10 protein-coding genes are annotated in these 17,457 nt (G+C 44.8%); 6 read left to right on the top strand and 4 right to left on the bottom strand.

Translation table 11 applies throughout. The features are described 5' to 3' along the window. The first annotated feature begins 192 nt into the window (after window positions 1-192). A complete protein-coding gene (locus tag AACQ93_RS23720) occupies window positions 193-3,054 on the top strand; it encodes a hybrid sensor histidine kinase/response regulator (RefSeq protein WP_232323387.1) in 2,862 nt (953 codons plus the stop codon). Window positions 3,055-3,361: 307 nt separating this feature from the next. Here the strand turns inward: AACQ93_RS23720 and AACQ93_RS23725 are convergent, their stop codons facing one another. The 3 genes from AACQ93_RS23725 to torR all read right to left on the bottom strand — a co-directional run bounded on the left by AACQ93_RS23725 (window position 3,362) and on the right by torR (window position 8,154). Beyond that, a complete protein-coding gene (locus tag AACQ93_RS23725) occupies window positions 3,362-3,943 on the bottom strand; it encodes a PadR family transcriptional regulator (RefSeq protein ID WP_064609389.1) in 582 nt (193 codons plus the stop codon). A 301-nt stretch (window positions 3,944-4,244) separates the two neighbouring features. After that, window positions 4,245-7,418, bottom strand: coding sequence for a cache domain-containing protein (locus AACQ93_RS23730; RefSeq protein WP_198160255.1), 3,174 nt, complete (start codon window positions 7,416-7,418; stop codon window positions 4,245-4,247). 4 nt (window positions 7,419-7,422) lie between these two features. Further along, a complete protein-coding gene (torR, locus tag AACQ93_RS23735; protein WP_064609752.1) occupies window positions 7,423-8,154 on the bottom strand; it encodes a two-component system response regulator TorR in 732 nt (243 codons plus the stop codon). Between the two features lie 401 nt (window positions 8,155-8,555). On the opposite strand from torR, the gene AACQ93_RS23740 reads away from it, so the two are divergent. From AACQ93_RS23740 to AACQ93_RS23750, 3 genes are all read left to right on the top strand, one after another. Then, window positions 8,556-9,482: a LysR family transcriptional regulator gene (locus tag AACQ93_RS23740; protein ID WP_064609391.1), complete on the top strand. Its 927-nt coding sequence runs from the start codon at window positions 8,556-8,558 to the stop codon at window positions 9,480-9,482. Window positions 9,483-9,655: 173 nt separating this feature from the next. Beyond that, complete coding sequence (locus tag AACQ93_RS23745) at window positions 9,656-10,720, top strand: alanine/ornithine racemase family PLP-dependent enzyme (protein ID WP_064609392.1); 1,065 nt, start codon at window positions 9,656-9,658, stop codon at window positions 10,718-10,720. Window positions 10,721-10,765: 45 nt separating this feature from the next. Further along, entirely contained in the window at window positions 10,766-12,181 is a 1,416-nt protein-coding gene (locus AACQ93_RS23750) for a YfcC family protein (protein ID WP_064609393.1), read from the top strand. A 145-nt stretch (window positions 12,182-12,326) separates the two neighbouring features. Here the strand turns inward: AACQ93_RS23750 and AACQ93_RS23755 are convergent, their stop codons facing one another. Continuing rightward, window positions 12,327-13,511: an acyltransferase family protein gene (locus AACQ93_RS23755; protein WP_064609754.1), complete on the bottom strand. Its 1,185-nt coding sequence runs from the start codon at window positions 13,509-13,511 to the stop codon at window positions 12,327-12,329. A 589-nt stretch (window positions 13,512-14,100) separates the two neighbouring features. On the opposite strand from AACQ93_RS23755, the gene tal reads away from it, so the two are divergent. Together tal and tkt are read left to right on the top strand one after the other, a co-directional pair. Beyond that, window positions 14,101-15,051 (top strand): transaldolase, encoded by a 951-nt coding sequence (gene tal, locus AACQ93_RS23760; protein ID WP_064609394.1) that lies wholly within the window; start codon window positions 14,101-14,103, stop codon window positions 15,049-15,051. 83 nt (window positions 15,052-15,134) lie between these two features. Next, on the top strand, window positions 15,135-17,129 hold the full coding sequence (gene tkt / locus AACQ93_RS23765) for a transketolase (RefSeq protein WP_064609395.1): 1,995 nt from the start codon (window positions 15,135-15,137) through the stop codon (window positions 17,127-17,129). Window positions 17,130-17,457: the final 328 nt, after the last annotated feature.

Consider the following 17,457-nt stretch of genomic DNA (forward strand, 5'->3'; position numbering starts at 1 on the left):
TAGTATGCAGCCTGATAGTTTCCACTAATTTCATTCCTCTAAATACAAGCCAAATGGCACGTCAGCTCTTTCTTTTCACTCGCTTTGCAGCTGAGATCAACTTTCCTTCCTTCGGTCATGCGAAGAGATTGATAATTATCTAAGATTTATTTACAAACAATTAATAAATCTAGAATCTTGGGGTGCTGTAGATTGTTTAGGGTAATTCCATATCGTATCAAGCCAATGTTACTGGCAAGTATGTTATTCATCGGTATTGTCCCGGCTTTCATATACAGCTGGGTCACCAGTGAAAAACTATCAACTGTCGCACTGACACAGATTTCTAAAAATCTTAGCAACCGAACGGATCTGGCTGCACAGAATATTGATGATATTCTTGCAAAGCGGCTGGTTATACTCAACACACTGGCCAACTCCCCTATTTTTGCTTCAAATGCCGGCTCCGAACGTATAACCCATCAGTTCATCAGCCGCTACCTGGAGAAAATTACAACTGTCGATACCGCCTTCTCTGCCATATATTTGCTTGAGAGCACAGAAGGCAGATATACCGTAGCTGAGTCATCCCACCCAATTTCAATAACCTCACTGGTTGAAAAATTAAATCAGGCCGGTATCAATCAGCTAACTACAATTCCCGGAAGACTAAGCAACACACCAAATAATGTCTTTATCTCCCAACCACAACAACTGGATGCGGCACCTTTTGTTTACTTAATCACTCGGGTTAGCACTTCAGAGCAAGCAGGCACTTCAGCAAACACACAAAAAATGCTGATTGTGAAATATGAGCTGAGTGAACTTAACGAAAAGTTGGTTTTCCTTGCAGAACGCATTAATAAGCAGGACCACCTGCTGCTTATCGATCCAAATGGCGATGTGATTTTGTCTGGCCCACAACAAGGCCATCACCTACAGACCTTCGAAAGTTTCAGGCAGGTCTACCTGACAGACGATAACAGTCATAAACAAGTTCTGCGCTATAGCGACCGTTACGGTGATGAACTCATTGCGACTATTTCCCGGCTAACAATACAGAACAATGAACAACAGCCTCTCTGGTCACTGGTTTCAATCACCCCGAAAGATATGGTGACCCATACTCTCGACTACATGCACAAATTCTTTATGGCTTCGTTGCTGCTGACAGCAGTGATTGTCATTATTCTTTCTATAACAATGACCAAACGCATTACAAAGCCGCTGGCAAAACTTTCCCGTTTTGCCGCCCAGTTCAGATTAGGCAACTATGACAGAAATGATGAATTTGAAGGCCCGCATGAATTACAGGTTCTGCATGATGCTCTGAACCAGGGGGCAGATAAAATCTCTTACGACACCCAAAGGCTCAACCGCGCCCTGCACAAAGCCGAGGCCGCGGACAGAGCAAAGTCGGCTTTCCTTGCTAACCTATCCCACGAAATCCGGACACCGATGAATGGCATGCTGGGGCTTTCCCAGTTGCTGTTAAAAACGAAACTGTCGGGAGAGCAGGAGCATCACCTGCGCACTCTGCTGGACTCCGGCAAACACATGATGACTCTACTCAATGACATCCTTGATTTCTCTAAAATTGAACAGGGCCAGCTTAAACTAGATCCAACCAACTTCTGCTTTACCGATCTTGTCGGCACGATAGAAAGTACTTATTACTCTCTGGCCAAAGAAAAAGGCATCGGCTTCAATATCAGTTGCGAATTCAATCAATATGACTGGTTCTATGCCGACAAAGCCCGGATCCGCCAGATCCTTTTTAACCTTATCAGTAACGCTATTAAATTTACTGAAAACGGTAAAGTTGAAGTCAGCCTTCAAATGGAGGAAGGAGCCGCACCTAACGAGCGGATCCTGACAATTACCACTACAGATACCGGTATCGGCATCGAACCAGATCGGATTCACTACATCTTTGATCCATTTGCTCAGGCTGAAGCATCTACAAGCCGTCGTTTTGGCGGAACCGGACTTGGATTAAGCATCGTCAAGCAACTGACTGAACTAATGAACGGCAGTGTCACCCTGGAGAGCACGCCGGGTGCAGGCTCAAACTTTACGGTCACCCTAACAATTCACCAGGGTCAGTACATGCAACCGGAAGTGGACAATGTTGAGTTCGACCAACAAGCTTTCGCCAATCTAAAAGTACTGATAGTGGAAGATAACCACCTTAATGTTTTAATCATTGATGCTTTTCTGAAACAAAGAGGCTTTACTACCCGTACAGCAGAAAACGGCGCCAGAGCCCTGGCCATTCTTGAACAGGAATATTTTGATCTGATTCTGATGGATAACCATATGCCAGTAATGGATGGCATTGAGGCGACGCGTAAAATACGAAAAATGGATCAGCAGATTAGTCAGGTGCCAATCTTCGCCTGTACTGCCGACGTATTTGAAGAAACTCAGAAGTCGATGCTGAATGCAGGTGTCGACTGCGTCATCACAAAACCGCTTGATGAACGTAAACTGCTAGATGCACTTCAACGCTTCAAACATAAGATTACGCATATGGCGAGGCTCCGGGAACTACAGGAAGCTACGCAGCTACCAGAAAAATCAGAATCCGTCATTACGACCGAAAATGCCGTTACTGATATCCAGGAACAAGCGTCTTCACTTCCATCAACGAGCACGCTGACAGAAGAAATACTTACTGCCACAACAGACAATGATGGATCTGCCGACAATAATCTGTTCGAGCCAGAGAATTTCAGCCAGATCGAGCTGAATTCACTGCTAGAGATGATGGATTATGACCAAGAAATCATCTCGCAATTCCTGATGATCTTTGCTGGAGAACACTGTAACGATGTCGACAAGCTCCGGACGGCCATTGAACAACATGACACAGATAAAGCCATTCTACTCAGCCATTCTCTGAAAGGCGCATCAGGCAGCATCAGTGCACAATATGTTCATGAGTCAGCCAAGTATATTGAACAACAACTTAAAGCCGGAGAACTGCCTTCGGAAGCGGATTTGCTCAGGCTTGAAGAAACACTGATGAAGCTGACAGATGAAATCCACCAGCAACTAGCTTCTGTTTGCTGACGTCCAGACCAGTGACAAAGCCATCTTTGAAACAGAAAGAGCGACAGCCATCATAGGGATAGCTGTCGCTCTTTTTCTTTTAAGCCAGATAGTTATTTTTTCTGCTCTCTATGATGTCGGAGCATTAGTTTCTGGCACTCTTCTACATTTTTTATTTAATTTTATTTCTATTGTCGTTTATTAACGATTGTGCACTGGTATGTTCTGTTTGGATTTATCTTGTAATCAAAATCCATGTCTGCTTTCTACTTACCCTCTTTACTTAAATTGTTAACTCAAAATCTACACGAAAACTGATAAATAAAACTCAAACGCAAAGACGAAGATCTGCCTGTTCTGCTTTTACCGGAGAATCCAATTCTTTTAATTCAGCAAGTACATCTTCAGCCCAGTAAATCCACGCCTGACGGTTATGAATTGCGCGGCGAAGTGTCAAACGTTCGAGACGCGACTGACGAGTCATGTTTCGATAATGCGAGTAATACACTTTTTCCAACGCGTCATAATGATTAAGCAGTGAATAGGATTCCTCAACCAATGACTCAAGCTGCTTCTGCATCGGTGCTGAGTCGTAAAGACTACAGGCCAGAAGCTTTGCAGAAATTTCATCACGGATTGTTGGATTCCCGGCTGGTTGCTGAAACCATTCTAACAACGTCTCACGTCCCAGATCGGTTATGGAATAAACCTTACGATCCGGCTTACTGGTTTGCGGTACATGAGTCGATACCACTAGATCATTACGAGCCATTTTGTTCAGTTCACGGTAAACCTGCTGGTGACTCGCCTTCCAAAAGTAACCGGTACTTTGTGAAAACTCTTTAGTGATATCGTAACCCGTCGAATCGCGATTACTCAGTATGGTCAAAATTACATATGGTAGTGACATAGCCTTTTATCCATCAAAAGTACAACAAGGGAGGTTAGTTGAATCAGAAATTCCTTTCTGTATATGCAACACCCTAATCAATTAATTGATATGCACATGATGAATAATTTTTGGGAACAAGTAATAAATTATTGTGTAAATTTATGAACAAGTCACAGCTAAAACCCGCGCATACAATACAAAAAAGTACAAAAAAATCATTTTTAAACAAACACTAACGGGTTTTATAGCTGAAATGTGAAAAAGGCCTGCAAAGCAGGCCAATTTTCACAATTGCTACAAAACAGTACAAATAACACATTCAGGTATCAGATACGTCTTTTTCACTATTTAATAGTGTTTGACTGAATTCTTCTTTCAACCTTGCTATTGAAGGGGCATAAATTCCCAGCAAAGCTTGATGCAGTGCTGAAATTTCCTGCTCATCAGGTTTGTCAGCCTTACAGGCCATTTCTAATGCTTTGCAGGCCTTGCTTAGTGCAACAAGACCAACAGCACCAGATGAACTCTTCAGACTGTGTGCCAGTTTGCCCAAACTTTCAACCGAGGTGTGAGAGGCCATCTTTTCAACCAGTGATTCTGAATGCGAATAAAATGCCTCTGTCATTTCACATACCAGGGCATCACCTAATGTCTGCCTGTCTTTTTCTAATACCGAGGCATCAAGCAGGTCCATATCTTCAGATACGACATGAGCCAACACTGGCTCATATCCAGATACGTCTGCAACCTCTGCCGCTGATACTGACTCCTGCTCAGCAACCGCTTCATATTTAATTGCCTGACCATGATAAACCTTGGCAATAATTGCCTGCATCTGTTCAAACTGTACAGGTTTACCTAAGAAACCATCTAATCCGGCTTCAAGGTAAGATTCGATTTCCTGACGGAAAACATGAGCAGAAAACGCAATCGTCGGAATATAACGATGGGCTTTTTCCCGCAGCACATGGGTAAGGGTAACCCCGTCTGTGTCCGGCAAATTAATATCCATCAGGATAATATCCACATCGTGCTTCTCTATCACAGATTCCGCCATCTCACCGGACATAGCCACCACAACGTTATGTCCCAGTTTATTAAGGAAGCCTTCTGCAACCAGAATATTGGTTTCATTATCTTCAACCAGCATGATGGTTAAAGGCGGAACAGCAAGCAGAACAGGCTCATTGGTCGAGATGACTTTACCTTCTTTAGCCGCATTCAGCGGCAACGTAAGAGTAAATATACTGCCCTTCGCCACTTCACTTTGCACAGTCAGTTCACCGCCTAACAACTCAGCAAAACGTCGGCTGATTGGTAAGCCCAGCCCTGTCCCCCGCTCAGACTTTGTTGCCTGTTCAAAAGGTTCAAAAATCAATGCCAGCTTTTCTTCCGGAATACCTTTACCGGTATCAACCACTTTAAACTGCAATAGATAACGCTTGTCTTCTGTTTGCTCTTTGAGGCTAACCTGAATTTTCACTCCACCTTGAGCTGTGAACTTAATCGCGTTAGCCACCAGATTAACCAGCACCTGTGTCAACTTATTGGCATCACCGTGGAGATAATACGGAACGTCTTCTGCCACTTCACAACTCAGGCCAATATGTTTCTCCTTCGCCCGAGCTGTAAGCATGTTTACCACATTGCTAACGACAGAATTGGTGTGAAAATTAGTTTCATTGATATCGTGATGCCCGGCCTCAATTTTGGAGTAATCAAGCACGTTATTAAGCACCCCCATCAGGATTTCACCGGAAGCCAGAATCGTCTTGGTATAGTTCTTCTGGGTCTTGTTCAGCGAAGTATTATCCAGCAGGTGCAATGTGCCCATAATACCGTTCATCGGCGTCCGAATCTCATGGCTCATATGAGCAAGGAAGGTCGATTTCGCTCGGTTGGCCTGCTCAGCCTGTTCACGAGCCTTTTCATGCTTGCTCACTTCAGAGTTCAGCGCTTCGTTAGCTTTAATCAGCTGAACAGTGCGTTCATCAACCAGTTTTTGCAGTTCATTTTTGTGCTCCTGCAACGCCAGCGCATTCTTTTTGAAGACAGAAATAGCATCGGCAAGCTGACTCTTTTCATCCGTTTCCCCTCGTGGGATATCCACAGACAAATCACCGGCTGCCAGTTTTTTAATTGCAGCAGTCATACTGCCGGAAGACTCAAGGAGCTCATCTGTTATATTTTGCGATTGAGCTTCGGGTGCTGAAGTAATGCTATCCGTAATATGATCAGAAGCCTGTGAGATCTCATTGATCATCGATTGTAAATAGCTGATAAAATTATTAACCGAACGACCAATGTCTCCCAGCTCATCATGGGATGTAATTTCAATTCGCGAGGTCAGATCCGCCTCACCTGTCGACAGAGTATCGATACGCTGTTTTAGGATAACCAACCGTCGGACGATCCTATTGATCGAGATGGTCGCAACAATTAACGCCAGCATCAGCAAGCCCGCTGATGTGGCAATACTCATATAAACTTTAGCGTTGAAGATCTTTTCCGTGGTGCTGGTCAGGCCATCCTGAATACTGGTGAGGTCACTGTCGTAGGTACCGGTTGCGATTGTCCAGCCCCACTCCGGAAACACCTTTCTGGCGTAAACGAATTTATTCTCACCTTTCTTGGTTGTCGGATTTTTATGGAAAGTCTTTACAAAAGCTTCAGATTTACCTTGGATTTGGCTGGCAATCTTTTGAGTTGTGGTGGGAATAATAGTACCGACAATAGAAGGGTCAGGGTGAGCCAGAATCCGCCCATCATCATCCTGAACCCAGAAATAACCATTCTGACCATACTTGGATGTACTAATCGTCTGCAGGGCCGCTTCGAAATCATCTTTTCGCAGCGCACTGGTATATTCGCCGGTTGCAATCACCATATTAAGCGGTTCAAAGTAAACTGAAGCCGTCAGTTTCTCTTCCACTTTGTTAGTCATAGGATTGAGATAGTGATAGCTGGTAAAACCTATCTCATTTTCTATTGCAGAGCTGACAATATTTCTGGCATAAAAAGTGCCATTATTATCCTGTTTATCAAACGCACTGCTACCGACTATTTTGCGATCAAGGCCATTCGCTTTATTAATAATAGTGGTCGCATCGTAGGCAAAAATATAACGTCCGTTATGCCAACGATACTGGTTAATAAATGCTCTTATACTAATTTCGGCATCTAAATCAGAATCACTATTATTATAAATACTTTCGACTGTATCTCTGAAAGCAGAAATATCCTTTGCCAGTTCGACTTTTATATTTTCCAGCTTTGAGTTTTCATAATAAAAAGACAAAGAGCGGGTGACCGTATCCACCTGCCCTTTCAAATTATCATTAAGTAATTTTGCGACTTTTACACTGACATTGTGCTTTTCTGCTTCAAGAACCGATTGTTCTGTATTAATCAGGCTGGTGATAAAAAAACCACTAACCGTCAGCAGAGAAGCACACATGATAAGAGTGAGCTTAGCTCTGATTGTTAAGTTCATGGTTCTAAACCACATCCGGGGCAAATAAATAGCCTTCACCATGTACAGTTATGAATATTTTTGGCTGTTTAATGCTCTCTTCCATTTTATTTCTGAGACGACGAATTAAAACATCTATCGTTCGATCACTTGGTGTATCAACCCGGTGTGAAATCAGATTAAGCAGACGATCACGACTAAGCACACGGTTCGGATGAGTAATAAAAGCAACCAAAAGCTCATACTCTGCTTTTGTCAGTCTGATCGTTTCATCACTTTTTGTCAGCTGGCGCTGAGTAACATCAAACTCAAAATCCAGAAAGCGGAATTTACTCTCATCTTTTTCCAATTGCGCCCACGCCGCCTCAGCCTGCTCCAGTGCATCACGAGTAAGCTGAATACGCCATAAAAGATTTTTTGCCCTGACCAGTAATTCGCGAGGCTCAACCGGTTTAGTGACGTAATCATCTGCGCCCATTTCAAGACCTAAAATCCGATCAATAGGATCAGTTCGCCCGGTCACCAAAATAATGGCAATATCGGATGTATTTCTGACATCTCTGGTCAGTTGTATACCATCTTCTCCTGGTAAATTAATGTCCAGAAGAATTAAGTCGATCTTCTCTCTGGCTAATATTTCCTTCATTTCACCACCGTTATCTGTTTCGAAAACGGTATAACCAGCCTGGGAGAAATGCCCCTTTACCTTAATCCTCAATATAGGATCGTCTTCTACAATCAAAATTCTGTAAGTCATAGCTTCTCGATCTTTAGCCATACTTTGTGGCTATATTATCATTGTCAGTATAAATCTGTTGTTACCTACCATGCGGCATATCAATTATGCCACTATTGAATATCCCTTTCATAATTCATTCTTCCCATATCTGTTGATAATACTCACAAAAAAGAAAGCTCAATCATGTGCCACGAGACAATCAGTACACATTTCAACCATAAATCCGTGTGATGTAATGCTTTAACCTGTTTGCTCTATTTTCCCCTTTTCATTTGTTAGACAATAGCCAACGAATGTTTTTCCATACCCGACTCTGTTATTTTTTAACCAGTAAGTTTACGTATTTTTAAACCAGTGCGATACATCTCAGACTCACAAAGCACCCCGTAATAGCATTAATAAAAAACGAGATAAAAGAGATGCGAAAAATAAATGACTTTGATTTAAAGCTGTTACAGTTATTTGTAACAATTGTCGATTCCGGAGGATTTTCCGCAGCACAATTTAAACTCAATATGCACCAGTCAACGATCAGCACCAGAATGAATGATCTGGAAACTCGGCTCGGAATGACACTCTGTCACCGCGGAAGACGAGGTTTTCGCCTGACAAAAGACGGCGAAAAAGTCTACCAGCTTTGCCAGATGCTGTTCAGCGACATCGCTTATTTTGAAGAACAGCTCGATAATATTCGCAGTGTCTCTCACGGGCATATCAAGCTGGCACTCACCGATAATCTGGCGACCAATCCCCAGTGCAGAATCCAACTGGCAATCCGGCAGTTCTGTAACGAGCACCCCAAAGTCACCATAGATACCGACATCTGGGACTCGTACCAAATTGAAATGATGCTGCTTGAAGGGAAAATTGAGCTTGGCATCACCTCCTCTGAAGTCAGAAAAGACGGTCTGAAATACGATTATCTTTTTGAAGAGAAGCAATGCCTTTACTGCGCCCCGGGACACCCTATTCTTAGCCGTGACAGCGAGATCACTCTGGATGAGTTGATCGAATTCCCTGTTGTAGAGAGAGGCCTAGCCCATAGCATTACGCCTCTGAGCCGGGTTAAAGGCTTTAAGCCCCAGGCAAGCAGTGCCAATATGGAAGCGACCGCTCACCTTTTGCTGTCCGGCAATTTTGTTGGTTATCTTCCGGATCACTATGCGGATATCTGGGTCAAACGCGGCGAGATGGTGAGAATTAATGCCCCTTCACTCGAATACTCCGCTGAATTCCATCTGACAACTCTCGACACCAAAGAGCTTTCTTTTGCTGCTAGTGAGTTAGTAAAAGCAATAAGCGAAGCACATAAAGTGAATAACACCTCACTTTCTACAACTCATTAATCATATTTTTCAAAATAACCATGCGCAGGGTCTCATCTGTCACCCTGCGCATCTTTACTCAAAAACAATACATCGATTAAACACAAAGTAACTATCAAAAAGCCGTTATTTATCTTTCCGACTAAAAAGCGCTCAATAAAAACAAATAAAAAACATTACCAAGAGGTAATAAGATGAGCACTTACCCTTGCATAAATATCCACTTAGATAAAATCACAGAAAATACCCAAAACATGGTAGGCGTGTGTAAAGCCTGTAATGTTTCTCCCACCGGAGTTACAAAATTGGCCTGTGCTTGCCCGGAAGTCGGACAAGCAATACTTAACGGCGGAATAAAGATTCTTTCAGATTCCAGAATATCGAACCTGAAAAAGATCCGTCATCTTGATGCTGTTACCATGCTTCTTCGCCTTTCCGCTCTGAGCGAAATCTCCGACGTCATCAAATATGCAGATATCTCGTTGAACTCAGAAGCCAAAACACTTGAAGCCCTATCCGAAGAAGCAGTAAAGCAAGACAAACTGCACAAAGTCATTCTGATGCATGACTTAGGAGACTTACGCGAAGGTTCTTTTTATGATGAAGAAACCCTCGCTCTCAGCCGTAAAGCCATAGAACTTCCCGGCATTGAACTGGTTGGCCTCGGCACTAACCTCGCCTGCTACGGTGGTGTTGAACCAACTGCTGAAAACCAGACACGTCTAGTTGATCTTGCAAAACAAATCGAAACCGAACTGGACATCAAACTCCAGTACATTTCCGGAGCCAGTTCAGCAGGACTTAACCTGTTACTCGACGGCGAACTGCCAAAAGAAATCAACCAGCTTCGCCTTGGCGCCTCACTGATGATGGGAATTGGCCTTAATGATGATCCGGTTCCCGACACCCGCCAAGATACTTTCACCCTTACAGCTGAAATCATCGAAATAAAAGTTAAACCTTCCGTTCCAGTCAATTCTACGGCTCTGGATGCTTTCGGTAACAAGCCTGAATTTATCGATCGTGGTCTGCGTAAACGCGCAATCTGTGCTATCGGCAAGCAGGATGTCGATATCAGCGAAATCACCCCGGTAGATAAAGACATCATCGTCATCGGTGGCAGCAGTGATCACCTGATCCTTGATATCGACTATTGCAAAAAACCTTATGAAATAGGAAGCCTGGTGGAATTCGAACTAACCTACGGGGCTGTGCTACAGTGCATGACCTCCGAGTACGTCTGCAAACACTTTGTCTGAATCCAATAACAATAAATGCGGCACAAAAGCTGCTGAGGATTACCCATGCTAAAAATAAAAAAATTTCCTAATACCTTTACGATCTTGTTCTTCCTGATCGCTTTCTTTGCCATGCTGACCTATGTGTTACCGGCTGGTAAGTACGTACGTGAGATGAACGAAAATCTTGGCCGCGAAGTACCTGTACCCGGCTCATTCCATGTCATTGAATCCACCCCGCAAGGCTTTTTCGATACTCTGATGGCCCCTATTTCCGGCTTTTATGATCCGGTGAGCGGCGTAATCGGCGCAATTGATGTCAGCCTGTTTGTCCTTATGGTCGGCGGTTTTCTGGGAATAGTGACCCAAACAGGTGCCATTGATACCGGGATCGCCAGGATCATGGTGCGTCTGAAAGGCAAAGAGATCTACATGATCCCCATCCTGATGTTCCTGTTTGCACTGGGCGGCACCTCCTACGGTATGGCCGAAGAGTCCCTTGCCTTTTACGGCCTGCTGATCCCTATTTTCATGACAGCCCGCTTTGATCCTCTGGTTGCCGTTGCGGTTATCTTTGTCGGTACCGGTGTGGGTACACTGGGTTCCACTATTAACCCTTTCGGTACGGTTATCGCGTCGAATGCAGCCAGTGTTGATTTCCTAAGTGGTGTCGAGCTTCGCTTTGCAATTCTGGCTATCGCTCTGGTTGTTGGCTGTGCTTATGTCATGCGCTATGCGAAGAAAATCCAAAACAACCCAGAATTATCTTTGCTGGCAAATCAGAGAAAAGAAAATGAAGCTCACTTCCTGGGTAATAAAGAGACAACCGATAAATTACCAGAACTGACACTGTCACAAAAAGCGGTGCTGGTACTGTTTATCCTGACGTTTGCCATCATGATCTATGGTGTTTCCTGCCTGGGATGGTGGATGGCTGAAATGGCAACCCTGTTTATCTTCATGGGTATTGTATGCGGCATCGTCGGCCGCCTGAAAGAAGATGACCTGATTAACTCATTTGTTGCCGGTGCTGCGGATCTGATTGGTGTAGCCCTGATTGTCGGTGTGGCCCGAGGTATCGTGGTCGTCATGGAAGCAGGCAACATTACAGATACTATCCTGAGCTACGCTGAAGGCATTGTAGCCGGTAAGAGTTCCGTACTCTTTATTAACACCGTTTACTGGATTGAGATGCTGCTTTCTTTCATCGTACCTTCAACATCAGGCCTGGCCGTAATGAGTATGCCAATCCTGGCGCCACTAAGTGACTTTGCAAACACAGGTCGGGACCTGGTAGTGACTGCCTTTATGAGTGGTATCGGTACTATCTTATTTGTGACGCCGACTTACGGTGTATTAATGGGCGGCCTTGCTATTGCACGTATTCCTTATGTGACCTGGCTGAAGTTCATTGCCCCACTGGTAGCCTTCTTCGTTGCCCTGAACTGCGTAGTTCTGTCCATTGGAGCAGGCATGCTATAACCAGTGCAAAAGCAAGCACATAAAAAATCAGCAACCATAGGCTGCTGATTGAAAGAAAAACTCATAATTTCTCGAACACCCTGGTTATTTTCTCTCGGTTTGCCAGGGTGTTTTTTTATACCCACAAGCTTCTATCGCCTTCGCTTTAAGACGCTTTCGAAACTTCATAGCGCTGAGTCTGAAACTTCTTACGCAGATATTTCATGGCTGGTCGCTCTAAGCCATAGTAACTAAGCGAAGAAATAAGGATAGTCACAGCCATAAATGCCGCCATTCCCCACATCCCTGCCGACCAACTGGTTTGAGTAAACCATGAAGCCAGCGCTTCTGGTGCAATCAGATTTAATACTTCAACACCAACCAGCAAGAGCACTGCATGCCACAAGTAAACTGAATAGGAAATATCCCCCAGAAAACGCGTCACCCGGTTATCCATCATTTTAAATACCGGAGTCTGACGTTCTGACTGCTGCGCTGCAATAAATACCATCAGAGAAAACACGAGTGCCACATACACGTTGTGGCTACCTTCTTTAGGCAAATGCATCAACCAAAGAGACATCAGGAATACACTTAATAAAGCAGCATCGTTATCAAAGCACTTCTTCACAACCGGAGAAAGGACGACATTACGTAGCCAGGCTCCCATGGCAAATCCACATAAGCCACGTATAAAGGCGTACAAATCCCCGGTCACATCCAGCGAGCCGTGGTTTTTATTTATTCCGGCCCAAATAAAGATGATCACTACCGGCATCCACACACTGTTTCGAGAGCGGACTGATAGCATAGGAATAAGTAGAGGAAAGACCATGTAACACAACCACTCCACACTCAGCGACCATGAAGAGATATTCCACGACAAATCCAAATTAACAACGGCATGTAACATCAAGAAATTAGCCATTAGTGTGTCACCGCTGTTAAACGGTCCGGCAAAAGCAGGAATGCCGTTCACCCCCCAAGCCTCAAATAATGGTCCGCCATAAAACCCGATGGCAGCAAAATACTTAAAGCTTTCCCACAACACTAATACCAGCAAAGTCGACAGAAACAGCGGATAAATCCTAGAAAAACGAAGCCACATAAAATGACGCCATTTCACAACACTAATTCCCTGCAAGAAAGTTTGCTGATAAATATGCATCATGACGAAGCCACTGAGCACGAAAAACAGATCAACCCACAGGTAACTGTTCTCAATAAAGTGGGTATATTCACTGACGGGATCTTTCCACTGCACAAAAAATATCAGGCGGGCATGGAAAAACACGACACAGAGAGCCGCAAAACCACGCAGCGGCGTCAGTATCGGAATTTGCTTATTCATGTTCATCCTTACTTCTTATAAAGAAAACATGAAAATTATCTCAGCCACCAAATTCTTACGCTCAAGTATTTCTTCGAGTGAATTCAATCTACGAGATGTAACATTTTTGTACTTTTGTTGCTTCTCCGGCATTCCACGATCATACAACGCAAAAAGTTCTAGTTTAATTCCCAACCAAGATTCAATTCATAATCAGCACCGCTTGTAGTGACATACATACAACATATGTCTTGAAATGTATATTATTCCCACCCACACAGCGAACAAAAGAACACACTACCGATCATTTGCTCACACCATTCTCATTAATTACCAACTACATATTTCAACATATTTTGGCTTTTTATTATTCAAGAGCCCAAATAAGACAAAAAAATGCGATCTATGCACGATTTGATATGTTTGATAATTGACAAGTTGCAGTAAAAAGCTAATTATCAGCACATCAATTGTTCTCTAATGATCCATATGTTCACCATCCATGTACGGAGGTCAAAACATTTGGGTTATTTACAGGTAAAAATACCTTTTCTGGCTACACTTTTAGCTAGCAATCAGATAAGCCCTAACACATTGAAGGTCGAAAGATATGAGCACTAAACTGGAACAACTTCGCGCGCTAACAACTGTTGTTGCTGACACCGGCGACATTGAAGCAATCAGTAAGTATCAGCCTGAAGATGCGACGACTAACCCGTCTCTTATCCTTAAAGCAGCTCAAATCGCTGAATACGCTCCTCTAATCGATCAGGCTATCGAGTACGCAAAAGCACAAAGCGACAACAAAGAGCAGCAGATCCAAGACACTTGCGACATGCTGGCTGTAAACATCGGTAAAGAAATCCTGAAAGTTGTACCAGGCCGCATCTCTACAGAAGTTGACGCTCGCCTTTCTTACGATACTGAAGGCAGCATCGCTAAAGCTCGCCAGCTTATCAAAATGTACAACGACGCTGGCATCTCTAACGATCGCATCCTGATCAAACTGGCTTCTACCTGGGAAGGTATCCGCGCAGCTGAAGTTCTGGAAAAAGAAGGCATCAACTGTAACCTGACTCTACTATTCTCTTTTGCACAGGCTCGTGCATGTGCGGAAGCTGGCGTGTTCCTGATTTCTCCTTTCGTTGGCCGCATCATGGACTGGTACAAAGCGAAAGAAGGCCGTGACTTCGAACCATCAGAAGATCCAGGTGTTATTTCTGTAACTAACATCTACAACTACTACAAAGAACACGGCTACAACACTGTTGTTATGGGTGCAAGCTTCCGTAACACAGGTGAAATTCTGGAGTTGGCTGGTTGTGACCGCCTGACTATCAGCCCACAACTGCTTCAGGACCTGAGCGATGCTGAAGGTGAAGTTGTTCAGAAGCTGTCTGCTGACGTTGAAATCAAAGAGCGCCCAGCAGCAATGACTCACTCTGAGTTCCTGTGGGAGCACAACCAGGACGCAATGGCTGTTGAAAAACTGGCTGAAGGTATCCGTAACTTCGCTGTTGATCAGGGCAAACTGGAAGCAATGATCGCAGAACGCCTGTAAGCGTTATCTAAATTACAGAAAGCGGCCCAATAAGCCGCTTTCTTCCTTTTTTGATTCAAATATATTCTATAGTGGAAACCAATATGGAACGTAAAGTGTTAGCAAATGCAATCCGTGCCCTGAGCATGGACGGTGTACAGCAGGCAAACTCTGGTCACCCGGGTGCACCGATGGGCATGGCAGACATCGCTGAAGTACTATGGCGCAGCCACATGAACCACAACCCACAAAACCCACAGTGGGCTGATCGTGACCGTTTTGTACTGTCAAACGGCCACGGTTCTATGCTGATTTACTCTCTGCTGCACCTTGCAGGTTACGAACTGTCTATCGATGACCTAAAGAACTTCCGTCAGCTTCACTCTAAAACGCCAGGCCACCCAGAATACGGTTACGCACCAGGCATTGAAACGACTACTGGTCCTCTGGGTCAGGGCATCACTAACGCTGTTGGTATGGCGATTGCTGAAAAAGCAATGGCGGATCAGTTCAACCGCGACGGTCACGACATCGTTGACCACTTCACATACGCGTTCCTGGGTGACGGTTGTATGATGGAAGGTATCTCGCACGAGGCATGTTCTCTGGCTGGTACTCTGGGTCTTGGCAAACTGATCGCTTTCTGGGATGACAACGGCATCTCTATCGACGGTGAAGTTGAAGGCTGGTTCACTGATGACACTGCTAAGCGTTTCGAAGCTTACGGCTGGCACGTAATCCCTGCAGTTGACGGTCACGATGCTGACGCTATCAACGCAGCTATCGAAACGGCGAAAGCAGAAACTGGCAAACCGACTCTGATCTGCTGTAAGACAATCATTGGCTTCGGCTCTCCAAACAAAGCCGGTTCTCACGACTGTCACGGTGCTCCTCTGGGCGCTGAAGAAATCGCAGCGGCTCGTGAATTCCTTGGCTGGAACCACGGTCCTTTCGAAGTTCCTGCAGACGTTTACGCTGAGTGGGATGCGAAAGAAGCGGGTGCGGCTAAAGAAGCAGCATGGGACGAGAAGTTTGCAGCATACGCAGCCGCTCACCCTGAACTGGCTGCTGAATTCAAGCGTCGTGTAAACAACGAGCTGCCAGAAAACTGGGAAGAAGCATCTAACGCTATCATTGCAGATCTTCAGGCAAACCCTGCGAACATCGCGTCTCGTAAAGCCTCTCAGAACTCACTGGAAGCATTCGGTAAGCTGCTGCCAGAATTCATGGGCGGCTCAGCGGACCTGGCACCATCGAACCTGACTATGTGGTCTGGCTCTAAGTCACTGACTGCTGATGATGCATCCGGTAACTACATCCACTACGGTGTACGTGAGTTCGGTATGACAGCAATCATCAACGGTATCGCACTGCACGGCGGTTTCGTACCATACGGTGCAACCTTCCTGATGTTCATGGAATACGCACGTAACGCAATGCGTATGGCTGCGCTGATGAAAGTGCAGAACATCCAGGTTTACACTCACGACTCAATCGGTCTGGGTGAAGATGGCCCGACTCACCAGCCTGTCGAGCAGATCGCATCTCTGCGCCTGACGCCAAACATGAGCACATGGCGTCCATGTGACCAGGTTGAATCAGCTGTAGCATGGAAATTTGCTATCGAGCGTAAAGACGGCCCGACTTCTCTTATCTTCTCTCGCCAGAACCTGGCGCAGCAGGAGCGTAGCGAAGCTCAGGTTGCTGACATCGCTAAAGGCGGTTACATCCTGAAAGACTGCGAAGGCAAGCCAGAGCTGATCCTTATCGCAACCGGTTCTGAAGTTGAGCTGGCAACAGAAGCATACGCACAGCTGACAGCTGAAGGCCGCAAGGTTCGCGTAGTTTCTATGCCTGCAACTGACGTATTCGACAAGCAGGACGCAGCATACCGTGAAGCGGTTCTGCCATCTGACGTGACTGCACGTGTTGCTATCGAAGCGGGTATTGCTGACTTCTGGTACAAGTACGTTGGTTTCGACGGCCGTATCATCGGTATGACTACTTTCGGTGAATCTGCACCGGCAGGCGAGCTGTTCAAGATGTTCGGTTTCACAACTGAAAACGTAGTGAACACTGCAAAAGAGCTGTTGAGCTAATTCATAGCTAAGCACCCTTTAAATTCTTAAGCCAGGCAAATGCCTGGCTTTTTTCTGCCCGCTAATCGCCATTACAGCGCCTGACAGCCTCTCTGTAGCTTAAATCAACACCATTCCCTTCAGATTGCTTTTAACCAAGTAAAATTCCACCTGAACAGCCTCATGACGCCGTTTTGCTTCACCGACTTCTTATCCATACTCACCCTCTGCAATCACTCAGTTACAGTTCTGCCAGGTTATTCTTCTGCTTTCCGTTCTGCTTCATATATTTCTATTTCAGCTGACAGACTTGCTGTCTTCGAAAGTGTGACCAAGCTAACAACTCATT

Origin of the sequence: Photobacterium sp. J15, assembly GCF_963870815.1 — a bacterium.
Classification (GTDB): domain Bacteria; phylum Pseudomonadota; class Gammaproteobacteria; order Enterobacterales; family Vibrionaceae; genus Photobacterium; species Photobacterium marinum.